The following is a 14,413-nucleotide window of genomic DNA, read 5'->3' as shown; positions in this document are numbered from 1 at the left end:
ACTCCCCACCACGGTCCGACTTCAGGGTGGCTGCCCGGCTCGCGCCGGTTCTACGCGGGCGGAACACGTCCGTCCTGCCGCGCACGACCCCACCGTGCGTCTACCCCGTACATATGGACGAACCGCCCGCCCCGATAATTCCCCTGAAAACGCACGCCCGGGGCACAGAAGGTCAGGGAGCGAAGAATTCCAGCCAACTGATACGTGCCGGTACCGGGGGGCCCAGCAGGGGGCCTCTGTCGCTTTCGTGCATTTCATCTCCGGTAATACCGGGATGAGTCATGACCAAAGCGAGGTCGGGCGACGGAAACTCATCCGGACGTGCCTTCGAGTTGGCTCTGTGTCAGTAGTAGGCTCGCGCCGTTTATTGACGCAGGACGGACCTCGCCCGCGTCCGCCCGATGCGCACCGGTGTACGCACGGTGCGCGGCGGAGCGGGGCCGAGGGACGACCGGGAGAAGACCACCCCCGCGACGCGGGGCGGATCTGGGGGAGGCCATGCGCTTTCGCGGGAAGTCCATCCGCAGGAAGATCGTGGCGTTGCTGCTGGTGCCGCTCGTCTCCCTCACGGGCCTCTGGGTCTTCGCCACCTACATCACCGGCCGGCAGGCCGACGAGCTGATGAGCGCGGGATCGATCGTCGAGGAGGTCGGCCACCCGCTGGAGGACGCCGTCCGAGCCGTCCAGGCCGAACGACGGCAGACCCTCGTCTTCCTCGCCGACCCGCGGGCGTCCGACGCGCTTCCCCTCCTCCTGCGCCAACGCGCCGCCACCGACCGCATCGTGGACCGGGTCAGGGAGAACTCCCGTGCCCAGGACGTCCGCGACGCGCTGAGCGCCGCCGACACCCGCCGTCTGGACGCCATCCTCAGCGCCGTCGACGGCCTGGGAGCCCTGCGTGCGTCGGTCGAGGATCGCACCATCGGCCGGGCCAAGGCGCTCGACTTCTACAACGGGCTCGTCGACCCCTCCTACCGCTTCCTCAGTGGGCTCCACGCCCTGGAGAACGTGGCGCTGGACAAGCAGCTCCGAGCCCTCGTCGGGGTCTCCCGTGCGCGGGAGATGCTCTCGCGCGAGGACGCGCTGATCGCCTCGGGCCTCATCGCGGGCCGCTTCACCACCTCCGAACTGCGCCACATATCCGGCCTCGTCGCCCAGCGGGAACTGCTCTACGAGGTCAGCCTCGAGAACCTCCCCGCCGACGAGCGACGACGCGTCGAACAGTTCTGGGGCAGCCCCGACACCGAGCCCCTGCGGACCGCCGAGGACGCCCTGATCTCCGCCGGCCCGACGAAGCGCGCGGACGCCGTCGACACCGAGCGCTGGGAGGAGGTGGCCGTGCCCGTCCTCGACCGGCTCGGGGGCGACGCCGTGGAGATGGGCAACCGCTTCCAGGACCGCGCCGAACCGGCCGGCTACCGGGTCCTCGCCCAGGCCGGGATCGCCGGAGTCCTCGGCTTCCTGGCCCTGATCGTCTCGGTCTTCGTCTCCGTACGGATCGGCCGTGAACTCGTCCGCGACCTCTCCCGGCTGCGCAAGGACGCCCACGAGGTCTCCGGCGTACGCCTGCCGAGCGTCATGCGCCGGCTGGCGGCGGGAGAGCAGGTGGACGTCGAGACCGAGGCACCGCACCTCAGCTACGAGCCCGACGAGATCGGCCAGGTCGGACAGGCCCTCAACACCCTCCAGCGCGCCGCCGTCGAGGCCGCCGTCAAACAGGCGGACATGCGGCGCGGCGTCTCCGAGGTCTTCGTCAACCTCGCCCGCCGCAACCAGGTCCTCCTGCACCGCCAGCTCACCCTGCTGGACGCGATGGAGCGCCGCACCGAGAACAGCGACGAACTGGCCGACCTGTTCCGCCTCGACCACCTCACCACCCGTATGCGGCGGCACGCCGAAGGACTGGTGATCCTCTCCGGCGCCGCCCCCTCCCGCCAGTGGCGCAAGCCCATCCAGCTGATGGACGTGGTGCGGGCGGCCGTCGCCGAGGTCGAGGACTACGAACGCATCGAGGTCCGGCGGCTCGCCCGTATCGGCGTGGGGGGACCCGCCGTGGCCGACCTCACGCACCTGATCGCCGAACTCCTGGAGAACGCCACCGTCTTCTCGCCCCCGCACACCGCGGTCCAGGTGCACGGCGAACGCGTCTCCAACGGCTTCACGCTGGAGATCCACGACCGGGGCCTCGGCATGGCCCCCGAAGTCCTCCTCGACGCCAACCTGCGGCTCGCCGAGACCCCCGACTTCGAGCTCTCCGACACCGACCGCCTCGGCCTGTTCGTCGTCAGCCGCCTCGCCCAGCGCCAGAACGTCCGGGTCTCCCTGCAGAAATCGCCGTACGGAGGCACCACCGCGGTCGTGTTCATCCCGGCCGCCCTGCTCACCGACGCCCCCGACACCCACGGCACCGGGTTCCGCCTCGACCGCCGGGCCGAGCGGGCGATCGGCGGCGGCCCCGAGACGGCCCGCGCCGCGCAGGACGCGACCGCGGGGGGAGAGCGCCGCGTCAACGGCAGGCCCGCCGTCCTGGCGCCCGTGCCCACCGGGCTGACCGGACCGGGCGTCCTGGACGGGCCGGTCGAACTGGAAGCCCCGGTCGGCCCCCTGGACTTCGCGGACGACCCGCTGGACCGTTCGCCGGACCCCGCTCTGGACCCGGCTCTCGGCCCCGTCCTGGACGGCGTGTCGGACCTGGAGGACACCGAGAGCGAGCGCGGCGGCATCTTCCGCGCGCGGGACCTGCGCCGCGACCACGACCGCGAACCCGGCGGCCCCCGCCGGCACACCGACCGGGACCAGCACCAGCAGGCCCGCGACCACGCCGACGGCCCGTCGGCGGAGGTCCGCCCGATGCGCCCCGCCGGAACCGTCCCGTTGCCTCGCCGCACCCCGCCGACGCTGGTCAGCGACCGGGGCCGCCGCGTCGGCGCCACGGGCGAGGACGAGGGCACGGCCGTCCCCGCGAAGGCCACCGGACCGGTCCCGCACCACCCCGTCCGGCGGACCGGCTCCCCGGCCGCCGACGGGACCGGCGCCCCCGAAGCGCCCTGGACCACCCGAGCCGCCGCCCGCCGCCCGACCGGAGGGCCGGACACCGCGGAGGCGACCCGCACGACGGAGGCGTCCCCCAACCGGGAGTCCTTCCACGCGCCGGAGTCGCCCCGCGCCGCGGAACCCCGCACCGGGGGCTCGCGGCACTCCGAGGAAACGTCCCGCCCGACCGAGCCGCCCCGCATTCCCGCGGCGCGACACGACGGCTCCCCGGCGGCGCCCGACACGGTGGGGGGACTGCCCCGGCGCGTCCGGCAGGCCAGCCTCGCGCGCCGCCTCCGTGAGGAAGCCGCCGACCTCCCCCCGCACCGGGCGCCCGTGGACACGCTCGACGACGCCGAGCGCGACGCGGACGCGGTACGCGACCGCATGGCGTCGCTCCAGCGCGGCTGGCAGCGCGGCCGTCGGGAGAACGCGGAACCCGCGGACAACACAGGGACCACCGAAGCCACCGCCACCACCGGGAACGCCGAGAACGCGGGCGGCCCCGGTGGCCCAGCACCAGGAACCACTCCGGGAGGGGACGGTCGATGACCGCACCGAACGCCGCAGCACACCACCCCGTACGCCACGGCTCGGGTGAACTGAACTGGCTGCTCGACGAACTCGTCCAGCGCGTCGCCAGTATCCGCAAGGCGCTGGTGCTCTCCAGCGACGGACTCGCCACCGGCGCGTCCGCGGACCTGACCCGCGAGGACAGCGAGCACCTCGCCGCCGTCGCCTCCGGGTTCCACAGCCTCGCCAAGGGGGTGGGCCACCACTTCGACGCGGGCCGGGTACGCCAGACCGTCGTCGAGCTGGACGAGGCGTTCCTCTTCGTCACGGCGGCCGGCGACGGCAGCTGTCTCGCCGTCCTGGCGGAAGCGGACTCCGACGTGGGCCAGGTCGCGTACGAGATGACGCTGATGGTCAAGCGTGTGGGGGCCCATCTGGCCAACGCCCCACGGACGACCGGTCAGCCCGCCGGAGGGTGAGCGTGGCGGGCATGAGCGCCGACTCCCCGGGCCCCGGCCCCGGCTCCCCGGACGGGACCGCCGACCCGCAGGTCTCGCGCTGGTACGACGCGGAAGCCGGGCCGGTGGTCCGCCCGTACGCGATGACCCGGGGGCGTACGAGCAGCGCCTCCCGTCACCGCCTCGACCTGATCGCGCTCGTCGTGCCGGAACCGGCCGCCGACGACCCCGGCCGGGACCAGACGCTCGCCCCCGAACACGTGGCGATCGTCGAACTCTGCAGCGACATGCCCCAGTCCATCGCCGAGCTGGCCGCCGAACTCGACCTCCCCGTAGGGGTGGTACGGGTCCTGGTCGGCGATCTCGTCGAGGACGAGCTGGTGCACGTCACCCGTCCCGTTCCCCCGGCCGAGCTGCCGGACGTGAACATTCTTCGCGAGGTTATCGATGGCCTTCGGGCGCTCTAGGCGCGACGGACGAAGCCCCGTCGAGCCCGTCACCCTGAAAATCCTGGTGGCGGGTGGGTTCGGCGTGGGCAAGACGACCGCGGTGGGCGCGGTCAGCGAGATCAGGCCCCTGCGCACCGAGGAACGCCTCACCGAGGCGGGCCGTCCGGTGGACGACCTGGCAGGCGTCGAGTCCAAGACGACCACCACGGTAGCGATGGACTTCGGCCGGATCACCCTGCGGGAGGACCTGGTCCTCTATCTGTTCGGCACTCCGGGCCAGGACCGCTTCTGGTTCCTGTGGGACGAACTCGCGCAGGGAGCCCTGGGAGCGGTGGTCCTCGCCGACACCCGGCGTCTGGAGGACTGCTTCGCCGCGGTCGACTACTTCGAGCGCCGGCGCATCCCGTTCACGGTCGCGGTCAACGTCTTCGAGGGCTCCGAGCGATTCCCCGCCACGACGGTGCGGGCGGCACTCGATCTCGACCCCGAGGTTCCGGTGCTGGTCTGCGACGCGCGGGACCGGTCCTCCGTGCGCGACGTCCTGGTCACGGTCGTGGAGAACGCCCTGGAGCGCGCCGCACGGGCCCGCGAACCCGTCGCCACCTGAGCCGGACGACTGCCCGCGACGGCGCGTCGGCACGCGTACGGCCCGTACCCCCGCCGACAGGGGTACGAGCCGCACACGGCCCGGCGCGCCGGGCCCCGAGTGTTCTGCGGCGGTGACGGCCAGTCAAGACAACGGCGGGAAAAACCTGTCGGGCGGAGTGGGCGCAGCGGGCGGGACCGTCGCGGCGACGGGACGAGCCTCCGGTCCCGCCGACCGGAGCCCGGCCGCCCGGACCGGGGCGACAGCCGCCCGCCGGACACCCCCGAGGGGCCGGGCCGCCGGACTCAGCCGCGCCCGCCCCCGTGCTCCGCGAGCCACTTCGCCGCGGTCTCCGCCAGCTCCCCGTCCCGGCCCGCGAGCATCATCCGGATCATCTGCGCGTCTCCGCGCAGTGACCACGCAGGATGCCCGAAGGTGGCCGGGTTGTTCCTCTCGATCAGGAAGTGCGCGGGCCACGCCGCGCCGTACCCGATCAGCGGCAGGGCCGCCAGGTACCGCTTCCGCCCGCGCGTGAGCCCGTACGCCGAGATCGCGAGCCCGGTCAGCGCGCCGGTCAGATGGACCCAGCGGGTGGCGGCACGGGAGTGCATGGCGACGTAGTAGGGCCAGAATTCCTCATACGTGTCGAACGTCTGCTGAGACATACGGGCACCGTATCCGCCCGGTCCGCAACCGGACACGCCCCTTTCGCGTCCGAGATGAAGAACGGGCGGCCGGAGCCCACGGGGGTGGCCCCGGTCGCCCGTTCGGATCTTCGGCCCGTGCCGTCAGCGCCCGGCCACCGACCGGCGGTGCACCGGGAAGTCGAAGTAGGTGTCCGGGAACGGCTCCGGCTTGTACGTGAAGTGCCACCACTCCTCCGGCAGGTTCACGAATCCGACGTCGGCCAGCGTCCGCTTCAGGAGCTGCCGGTTGGCGCGCTGGACGCCCGTGATCCGCGGGTCGTCGGTGTGCGACAGGGTGTCGAAGCAGTCGTAACCGGTGCCCATGTCCACGGAGTTGTCGGGGAACCGTTCGCCCTGCGGCGCGAAGCAGGGCGTCAGCCGCTCACCCGGCCGGTACGGCCTGGTCGGCTGCGCGGGGAGCCGGACGAGCGTCAGGTCCACCGTGCTGCCCCGGCTGTGCCCGGACTTCTCCGCGATGTAACCGTCCTCGAACAGCCGGGACTTGTCGACCCGTGGATAGAACTCCTCCTTCATGGACTGGTCGTCCGGGTCCTCGGCCCACCGCACGAAGTGGTCCACCGCCCGCTGCGGCCGGTAGCAGTCGTACACCTTCAGGGCGTACCCCTGACGCAGCAGCCGCTGCTGCGCCTGGTGCAGGGCGCGGGCCGCGGGCCGGGTCAGGATGCAGACCGGCTGCCGGTAGCCGTCCACCCGCTCGCCCAGGAAGGTGTGCGCCGTGGTGTAGCGCATCTCCTGGATGACGGTCGGGTCCACCGAGCGCGGTGCCACGAACTCCTCGGGTGCTTTCGGTCCGGCGGGGTGTGCTCGCGCGGCGGGGGAGAGGGCGGTCGCGGCGAGGAGGGCGGCGGCCGTGGCGGCCAGGGCACGCAGAGCGGTACGCATTCCTGTCATGGGCACACCGTCTATCAGCTTCGCGCCCTCCGGGAAAGGACGCGGGACACGCATGCGGGAAAAGCACCCCGGCCCACGGCCTCGGAACACGCGCCCCCGCCCCCGTGAAGATGCGCCGTCCCCGGACAGCGGGAAACACAGTCCGATACAGTCCGCCCGTGTCCGAACCCGGCAACAGCCCTTCCCCTACCGCCCCGCAGCCACCCCGGTACGTACGGGACTCCCACTGCACCGCCTGCGGAGCCCCGTATCCCGTCCTTCCGTCCGCCCACGCCTGGCCCCGCACCTGCGCGTGCTGCGGGACCACCGCCTACCGCAACCCGCTCCCCGTCGCGGTGGCCCTGCTCCCCGTCGCCGGCCCCGACGCCACCGGACTCGTCGTCATCACCCGCACCATCGAGCCGCAGAAGGGCGGCACGGCGCTGCCCGGCGGATTCATCGACCACGCCGAGGACTGGCGTACGGCGGTCGTCCGCGAACTGCGCGAGGAGACCGGCATCGAGACCGCTCCCCGGGACGTCCGCCTCGCCGACGTCCTGAGCGACACCGACGGACACCTCCTGGTCTTCGGCCTCCTCCCGACCCGCCCCCTCGCCGTCCTGCCGCCCTCGACGCCGACCGACGAGACGTCCGGCTACGAGGTCCTGTACAGCCCCGGCCCCCTGGCGTTCCCCCTGCACACGGAAGCCGCCGAAGCCTGGTTCGCCGGCCGCTACGGCTGAGCGGACCCGGCCGGGCGAATCGGACCCACGCGGGGAGAGGGCGCGACCGAGCCGGCTCTCCGACAGCGCCGCCCGCCGGGCGGTGGACCGGAGCCCTACGAGCCGTCCGATGCCCCCCGCACCCGTACCGGGCATCCGGCCCCGCCCTCCCCGCCGTCCCGCTCCACCACCACGCGGCCGCCCTCCCACCGCGTCACATACCGCTCGACCTCCGCGTCCGCCCACCCGTCACCCGGATCCCGCACCACCGGCCCGCCGCCGGTACGCCCCGGCGCGGGCGCCCACACCTCCAGCTCCGGCCCCCCGTCCGCGCCCCGCACCGGAATCACCGCTCCCGCCCGCGCCAGCACCGGAACGCCCGACAGCGGCGCGTCCACCACCACCTGGCCCGGCCCCTCGTACGCCCGCCCGGTCGCCGTGTCGTACCAGCGCCCCCTCGGCAGCCGCACGGCCCGCCGCCGCACCCCCGGCTCCAGCACCGGAGCCACCAGCAGCGCGTCGCCCAGCAGGAACGCGTCCTCGCACTCCCGCAGCGCCCGGTCGCCCGGCGCCCCCCCACCACACCGGCCGCACATAGGGCGCCCCCGTCAGCCGCGCCACATGCGACAGCGACACGAAGTACGGGTGCAGCCGCTCCCGCTCCAGCAACGCCGCCCGCGCGTGCTCCAGCACCTCGGGCCCGAACTCCCACGGCTCCCGCCGCCCCGCGTCGATCGCCGCGTGCGTACGGAACAACGGCAGATACGCCCCCAGCTGGAACCACCGCAGATACAGCTCCGGCGACGGGAACCCGTCGAACCCGCCCACATCCGGCCCCGAGTACGGCACCCCGCACAGCCCGAGCCCCACCACCAGCGACAACGAGGCCCGCAGACCCGGCCACCCGGTCGACACATCACCGGACCAGGTGCCCCCGTACCTCTGCATCCCCGCCCAGCCCGACCGGGAGAAGAGGAACGGCCGCTCCTCGGGACGCCACCGCACCAGCCCCTCGTACCCGGCCCGCGCCATCGCCAGCGCGTACACGTTGTGCGCCTCCCGGTGATCACCCCCGGCGCCCTCCAGGACATGGCGGGCCGAACGCGGCAGCGACGGATCGCCGAACGCCGCGAACGACACCGGCTCGTTCATGTCGTGCCACACCCCCGAGAAGCCCTGCGCAAGGCGCTCCTCGTACAGAGATCCCCACCAATCCCGCACAAGCGGATCAGTGAAGTCCGGATAGACGCAGGCTCCGGGCCACACCTCACCGACCACCACCCGACCCCGTGCGTCCCGGACGTACGCACCGCGCTCCCCGACCGCGCGCCCCGCGTCGAACACGGCGTTCCCCGGCTCCGCCTTCACCGCCGGGTCCACGATCGACACCAGCCGCACCCCGTCCTCGCGCAACTCCTCCGCCAGCGCGGGCAGACCGGGGAACCGCTCCCGGTCCACCGTGAACACCCGGTGCCCGTCGTAGTGATCGATGTCCAGATGGAGCACGGACAGCGGCAGCCCCCGCTCCCGGTACCCCGCGACGACCCGCCGCACCTCCTCCTCGCCGCCCCACCCCCACCGGGCGTGCTGCGGCCCCAGCGCCCAGGACGGCGGCAGCGCCGGCGCACCCGTCAGCGCCGTCCACCCCCGCAGAACGCGGGCCGGCGTCCCCGCCACCACCCAGCAGCGCAGCGGCCCGCCCTCCATCCGCACCTCGCACGTCCCCGGCCGGTCATGCCCCGAACCGGCGCCCTCCTCGCCCTCCCGCAGCACCACGCGGCCCGCCCAGCTGTTGTCGTGGAACGCCAGATGCGTCCCCGCGTCCGACACCACCACCTGCACCGGCATCGTCAGGGACAGCGGATCGTCCCCGGGGCCGAACCGCCCGCCCGGATCGGTGTTCCACAGCCCGTACACCCCGTCCCGCAACCGGGGACCGCCCGCACGCCCGCCCAGCCCGAAGAACCGCGCGTCCGCCGGCACCTCGGAGCGCTGCACCCACCGCACCGGCCCCCCGCCCACCGGCTCCCACCAGCGCGGCGGCAGCTCACGCCGCAACAGCACCCCGCCCGGCGTCCGCAACTCCACCGCTCCGGTCCGCGACACCACCACCGTCAGCCGCTCCGAGACCACCTGCCAGCCGCCGTCCTTGCCCGGCTCCAGCACCGCCCGCTCGTCCGGCGCGGGCGCCTCGCCCGCCAGCGCGTACGACGGCAGCGGCTCCGCCCCGTCCCACGCCCAGAACACCGCGCCGCCCACCGACACCCGGATCCGCAGCACCGAACGGGCGAACCGCACCACACCCCCGCCCGGTCCCGGCTCCGCACCCGTCAGCGCACCGGGCACCCGAGCCCGCTCGGGCCCGCGCGCCGGCAGCGCCGCCGCGTCCGCGGACCTGCGCCGCCAGGCCGAACGCACCGTGCGCAGCCCCCGCACCGAACCGACCAACCTCACCCGACGCACCAGGTCACGACCGTCCATGGCGCACACCCTGCCACCCGCCCGACCCGCAGAACCCTCCGTTCAACTCCCGTTCACCCACACCCCGCCCCGCGGGAAACGGCCCCCTGCCGCAGGGTGACCCTGGTGCCGAAGACGATCACGTGGCATCGTCCGTGTCAGCCGCTCACGCGCACACCCCGGCCCGTGCGCGTCGACACGCCCACCCCGCGTACCCGTACAGCCAGGGAGCAGCACTCATGACCGCAGCCACGCCCGACGCCCCGCTCTGGCAGCCCGGCCCCGACCGTATCGAGGCCGCCGCCGTCACCCGCTTCCAGACCTGGGCCGCGAACCGGCACGGCGCCCCGGCCGAGGGCGGGTACGCGGCCCTGCACCGCTGGTCCGTCGACGAGCTCGACACCTTCTGGCGCGCGGTGGCCGAATGGTTCGACATCCGCTTCTCCACCCCGTACGAAAGCGTCCTCGGCGACCGCGCGATGCCCGGCGCCACCTGGTTCCCCGGCGCCACCCTCAACTACGCCGAACACGCCCTGCGCACCGCCGAGGACCCCTCCCGCGCCGACACCCCCGCCCTGCTGCACGTCGACGAGACCCACACCCAGACCCCGGTCACCTGGGCCGAACTCCGCCGCCAGGTCGGCGCGCTGGCCGCCGAACTCCGCGCCCTCGGCGTCACCCCCGGCGACCGTGTCAGCGGCTACCTCCCCAACATCCCGCAGGCCGTCGTCGCCCTCCTCGCCACCGCCGCCGTCGGCGGCGTCTGGACCTCCTGCGCCCCCGACTTCGGCGCCCGCAGCGTCCTCGACCGCTTCCAGCAGATCGAACCCGTCGTCCTGTTCGCCGTCGACGGCTACCGCTACGGCGGCAAGGAGCACGACCGCACCGGGACCGTCGCCGAACTCCGCCGCGAGCTGCCCACGCTGCGTGCCGTCGTCCACATCCCGCTGCTCGGGACCGACGCACCCGAAGGCGCCCTCACCTGGGCCGCCCTCACCTCCGCCGACACCGAGCCGGTCTTCGAACAGGTCCCCTTCGAGCACCCGCTCTGGGTCCTCTACTCCTCCGGCACCACCGGCCTGCCCAAGGCCATCGTCCAGTCCCAGGGCGGCATCCTCCTCGAACACGTCAAGCAGCTCGGCCTGCACTGCGACCTCGGCCCCGAGGACCGCTTCTTCTGGTACACCTCCACCGGCTGGATGATGTGGAACTTCCTCGTCTCCGGCCTCCTCACCGGCACCACCGTCGTCCTGTACGACGGCAGCCCCGGCCACCCCGACATCAGCGCCCAGTGGCGCATCGCCGAACAGACCGGCGCCACCCTCTACGGCACCTCCGCCGCATACGTCATGGCCTGCCGCAAGGCCGGCGTCCACCCGGGCCGCGACTTCGACCTCTCCCGCGTCCAGTGCGTCGCCACCACCGGCTCCCCGCTCCCGCCCGACGGCTTCCGCTGGCTCCACGACGAGGTCGCCGACGACCTCTGGATCGCCTCGGTCAGCGGCGGCACCGACGTCTGCTCCTGCTTCGCCGGAGCCGTCCCCACCCTCCCCGTCCACATCGGCGAACTCCAGGCCCCCAGCCTCGGCACCGACCTCCAGTCCTGGGACCCCGCGGGCAGGCCCCTCACCGACGAGGTCGGCGAACTCGTCGTCACCAACCCGCTGCCGTCCATGCCGATCCGCTTCTGGAACGACCCCGACGGCAGCCGCTACCACGACAGCTACTTCGACGTGTACCCCGGCGTATGGCGGCACGGCGACTGGATCACCATCACCGGCCGCGGCTCGGTGGTCATCCACGGCCGCTCCGACTCCACCCTGAACCGCCAGGGCGTCCGCATGGGCTCCGCCGACATCTACGAGGCCGTCGAACGCCTCCCCGAGATCCGCGAATCCCTCGTCATCGGCCTCGAAGAACCCGACGGCGGCTACTGGATGCCGCTCTTCGTCCACCTCGCCGAAGGCGCCACCCTCGACGACGACCTGCGCGACGCCATCAAGCGGACCATCCGCGAGAACCTCTCCCCCCGCCACGTACCCGACGAGGTCATCGAAGTCCCCGGCATCCCGCACACCCTCACCGGCAAGCGCATCGAGGTTCCGGTCAAGCGCCTGCTCCAGGGAACCGAGCTGTCCAAGGCGGTCAACCCCGGCTCCGTGGACAACCTCGACCTCCTCCGCTTCTACGCCGACCTCGCCGCGACCCGCCGCCGCTGACCCACCGGGGCAACCCTCCTGTCAGTCCCCCTGGTTACGCTGAGTGAGCAAAGATTCACCGCGCACAGGGGGACACATGGCGCAGACCGGCAACACCAGGAACCACGCCGCACACCGCAAGAACCGCACCAGGAGGTACGGCACCCCGCACGCCACCACGCCGCGACGCACCCTGCGCCGCGAAGCCCCCAGCACCGTCGGACTCCTCGTCGACGAGCGGGACTTCGCGGCCATGCGTCGCTACCGCACCTTCCCCTTCGACGACCACACCGCCTATCTGCGCCAGGTCGAGGGCCTGCTCAGGACGTTGACCGCCCAGGGCACCCACACCACCGTCGCCCTCTTCGACCCCGAGGACTACGCCGCGTTCTGCGCGGAGTCCGGAATCGACGCGGACACCGGAGCCGGCCGCAGCCGCTTCACCGCCGAGATCGCCGCCGCCGGGGCCACCGTCGCCTACACCGGTCAACGCCTGAGCGACCTCATCCCCGTCCTCGTCTCCCGTGCGGTCCGCCACGCCACCTGGGAGTACGCCACCCTCCGCCTCACCGACCTGGGCGACTGCGCCGACTGCGGTCAGGACATCGGACGCGCCGCCTTCGACCGCGCCTCGCACCTGATCCTGCGCCTGCTGGAAACGGCCGGGCCGGGCAGTCACCACCTGGTGTGCAGCGTCCCCACCGACCACGACCAACTCCTGGCCGTCCTCCACACCCACCGCGACACCACCGGGCCGGCCCGCCTCGACAGTACGGAGGGCGCGGAGTTCGCCACCGTCCTCGCGGTGGCCGTCGCCCTGGAAGCGCGCGCGGGCGTCGTCCTGCGCACCAGCGCCCCCGACAGTCCCGACCGCGTCCACGGCTGGCGGCTGGCCGGCGGCGGCCTCGCCCCGCTGACCGCCGGCGAGGTCTTCAACGCCTACTGCACGGACGCGGACACCGGGGAGCCCGTCTCCCCGGAATCCGGCGTCGAGTACTGCGCGGGGTTCGACATCGGAGCCGACGCACCGGAACCCCACCACTGACCACCGGAAGGACGGAAGCCGACAGCCACGCACAAGGGGAGGGGCCTCCCGCCACGGCGGAAAGCCCCTCCCCGAAAACCCCTCGGGCCCGGAAAGCCCCTTCGGGTTCTACTCGCCCGAGAGCACGGCCTGCGCCGCGCTGCGCGCCTCGTCGGCCGAGTCGGCCGAACGAGCCGCGTTCGCCGCCCGCTCGCACTGCGCCAGCGAGTACGTGGCCAGCGTGGCCCGTACATAGGGAATGGACGCCGCACCCATGGAGAGCGAGGTGACACCCAGTCCCGTCAGCACACACGCGAGCAGCGGGTCCGCCGCGGCCTCCCCGCACACGCCGCAGCTCTTGCCCTCGGCACGGGCCGCCTCGGCGGACAGCGCCACCAGATCCAGCAGCGCCGGCTGCCACGGGTCCTGGAGCCGTGACACCGCGCCCACCTGACGGTCGGCCGCGAAGGTGTACTGCGCCAGGTCGTTGGTGCCCAGCGAGAGGAACTCCACCTCCTGGAGGATCGACCGCGCCCGCAGGGCCGCCGACGGGATCTCCACCATCGCACCGAACTTCGCCCGCAGCCCGGCCTCGCGGCACGCGTCCGCGAACGCCTTGGCGTCGGCGCGGTCGGCCACCATGGGGGCCATGACCTCCAGGTACACCGGCAGCCCCTCGGCGGCCTTGGCCAGCGCGGTCAGCTGGGTACGCAGCACCTCGGGGTGGTCCAGCAGGCTCCGCAGCCCCCGGACACCCAGCGCCGGATTCGGCTCGTCGGCCGGGGTCAGGAAGTCCAGCGGCTTGTCGGCGCCGGCGTCCAGCACCCGTACGACGACACGCCCCTCGGGGAACGCCTCCAGCACCGCACGGTAGGCCGCGACCTGCTTCTCCTCGGAAGGAGCCTGCTTGCTGTCGTCCAGGAACAGGAACTCGGTGCGGAACAGCCCCACACCCTCGGCGCCCGCCTCGACCGCCGCGGGCACATCGCCCGGACCACCGACATTGGCGAGCAGCGGCACCTTGTGCCCGTCCGACGTGGCGCCCGGACCGGTCGAGGAGGCCAGCGCCGCCTTGCGAGCCGCGGCGGCGCCCTCCAGCTCGGCACGCTTCTCGGCGCTCGGCTCCACGAAGATCTCGCCCGTGCTGCCGTCCACCGCGACGACCGTGCCCTCGGCCAGCTCACCGGCGCCGGGCAGCGCCACCACGGCCGGAACGCCGAGCGCCCGCGCCAGGATCGCGCTGTGGCTGGTCGGCCCGCCCTCCTCGGTGACGAAGCCGAGCACCAGCGTCGGGTCCAGCAGCGCGGTGTCGGCCGGTGCCAGATCGCGCGCGATCAGTACGTACGGCTCGTCGCTGTCCGGCACACCGGGCATCGGCACACCGAGCAGCCGC

Annotated in this window: 10 protein-coding genes and 1 pseudogene (1 of these 11 running past the window's edge); 7 read left to right on the top strand and 4 right to left on the bottom strand. The window is 73.4% G+C overall.

Annotation, left to right across the window (positions count from 1 at the left end):
• The first annotated feature begins 498 nt into the window (after window positions 1–498).
• From QFZ71_RS02920 to QFZ71_RS02905, 4 genes are read left to right on the top strand one after another with little or no spacing between them, the layout of a single operon-like run.
• Complete coding sequence (locus QFZ71_RS02920; protein WP_307666673.1) at window positions 499–3,585, top strand: nitrate- and nitrite sensing domain-containing protein; 3,087 nt, start codon at window positions 499–501, stop codon at window positions 3,583–3,585.
• On the top strand, window positions 3,582–4,025 hold the full coding sequence (locus tag QFZ71_RS02915; RefSeq protein WP_307666672.1) for a roadblock/LC7 domain-containing protein: 444 nt from the start codon (window positions 3,582–3,584) through the stop codon (window positions 4,023–4,025). The genes QFZ71_RS02920 and QFZ71_RS02915 overlap by 4 nt, the downstream gene beginning before the upstream one ends.
• Window positions 4,026–4,036: 11 nt before the next feature.
• Complete coding sequence (locus QFZ71_RS02910; RefSeq protein ID WP_307666671.1) at window positions 4,037–4,471, top strand: DUF742 domain-containing protein; 435 nt, start codon at window positions 4,037–4,039, stop codon at window positions 4,469–4,471.
• Window positions 4,452–5,060, top strand: coding sequence for an ATP/GTP-binding protein (locus tag QFZ71_RS02905; protein WP_307666670.1), 609 nt, complete (start codon window positions 4,452–4,454; stop codon window positions 5,058–5,060). The genes QFZ71_RS02910 and QFZ71_RS02905 overlap by 20 nt, the downstream gene beginning before the upstream one ends.
• 284 nt (window positions 5,061–5,344) lie before the next feature.
• On the opposite strand, the gene QFZ71_RS02900 is transcribed toward QFZ71_RS02905, so the two are convergent.
• Window positions 5,345–5,704, bottom strand: a complete 360-nt coding sequence (locus tag QFZ71_RS02900) for a DUF962 domain-containing protein (protein ID WP_307666669.1) — start codon at window positions 5,702–5,704, stop codon at window positions 5,345–5,347.
• 123 nt (window positions 5,705–5,827) lie between these two features.
• The gene (locus QFZ71_RS02895) at window positions 5,828–6,628 is read right to left on the bottom strand and encodes a M15 family metallopeptidase (protein WP_307671326.1); all 801 of its coding nucleotides are present in this window, start codon (window positions 6,626–6,628) and stop codon (window positions 5,828–5,830) included.
• 167 nt (window positions 6,629–6,795) lie between these two features.
• Between QFZ71_RS02895 and QFZ71_RS02890 the strand changes: the two genes are divergently transcribed.
• On the top strand, window positions 6,796–7,359 hold the full coding sequence (locus QFZ71_RS02890) for an NUDIX domain-containing protein (protein WP_307666668.1): 564 nt from the start codon (window positions 6,796–6,798) through the stop codon (window positions 7,357–7,359).
• A gap of 95 nt (window positions 7,360–7,454) precedes the next feature.
• Here the strand turns inward: QFZ71_RS02890 and QFZ71_RS02885 are convergent.
• Window positions 7,455–9,819: pseudogene (locus QFZ71_RS02885) on the bottom strand (glycoside hydrolase family 31 protein).
• A 218-nt stretch (window positions 9,820–10,037) separates the two neighbouring features.
• Here QFZ71_RS02885 and QFZ71_RS02880 point away from each other — a divergent pair.
• Together QFZ71_RS02880 and QFZ71_RS02875 are read left to right on the top strand one after the other, a co-directional pair.
• A complete protein-coding gene (locus QFZ71_RS02880; RefSeq protein ID WP_307666667.1) occupies window positions 10,038–12,017 on the top strand; it encodes an acetoacetate--CoA ligase in 1,980 nt (659 codons plus the stop codon).
• A gap of 76 nt (window positions 12,018–12,093) precedes the next feature.
• Window positions 12,094–13,041, top strand: a complete 948-nt coding sequence (locus QFZ71_RS02875) for a hypothetical protein (RefSeq protein ID WP_307666666.1) — start codon at window positions 12,094–12,096, stop codon at window positions 13,039–13,041.
• 108 nt (window positions 13,042–13,149) lie between these two features.
• Here the strand turns inward: QFZ71_RS02875 and ptsP are convergent, their stop codons facing one another.
• A protein-coding gene (ptsP, locus tag QFZ71_RS02870) for a phosphoenolpyruvate--protein phosphotransferase (protein ID WP_307666665.1) crosses the window boundary here: on the bottom strand, window positions 13,150–14,413 show its 3' portion. Its footprint extends 407 nt past the window's final position; the window shows 1,264 of its 1,671 coding nt (coding positions 408–1,671); its start codon lies beyond the right edge, outside the window; its stop codon occupies window positions 13,150–13,152.

This window comes from Streptomyces sp. V2I9 (assembly GCF_030817475.1).
Taxonomy (GTDB): domain Bacteria; phylum Actinomycetota; class Actinomycetes; order Streptomycetales; family Streptomycetaceae; genus Streptomyces.
The sequence above is the reverse complement of the archived record's forward strand: the minus strand, read 5'-3'. Positions and strand labels throughout refer to the sequence as shown.

Excerpts from the sequence above, each read along its gene's own strand:
- QFZ71_RS02920 (WP_307666673.1), top strand. The coding sequence starts at position 499 with ATGCGCTTTCGCGGGAAGTCCATCCGCAGGAAGATCGTGGCGTTGCTG.
- QFZ71_RS02915 (WP_307666672.1), top strand. The coding sequence starts at position 3,582 with ATGACCGCACCGAACGCCGCAGCACACCACCCCGTACGCCACGGCTCG.
- QFZ71_RS02910 (WP_307666671.1), top strand. The coding sequence starts at position 4,037 with ATGAGCGCCGACTCCCCGGGCCCCGGCCCCGGCTCCCCGGACGGGACC.
- QFZ71_RS02905 (WP_307666670.1), top strand. The coding sequence starts at position 4,452 with ATGGCCTTCGGGCGCTCTAGGCGCGACGGACGAAGCCCCGTCGAGCCC.
- QFZ71_RS02900 (WP_307666669.1), bottom strand. The coding sequence starts at position 5,704 with ATGTCTCAGCAGACGTTCGACACGTATGAGGAATTCTGGCCCTACTAC.
- QFZ71_RS02895 (WP_307671326.1), bottom strand. The coding sequence starts at position 6,628 with ATGCGTACCGCTCTGCGTGCCCTGGCCGCCACGGCCGCCGCCCTCCTC.
- QFZ71_RS02880 (WP_307666667.1), top strand. The coding sequence starts at position 10,038 with ATGACCGCAGCCACGCCCGACGCCCCGCTCTGGCAGCCCGGCCCCGAC.
- QFZ71_RS02875 (WP_307666666.1), top strand. The coding sequence starts at position 12,094 with ATGGCGCAGACCGGCAACACCAGGAACCACGCCGCACACCGCAAGAAC.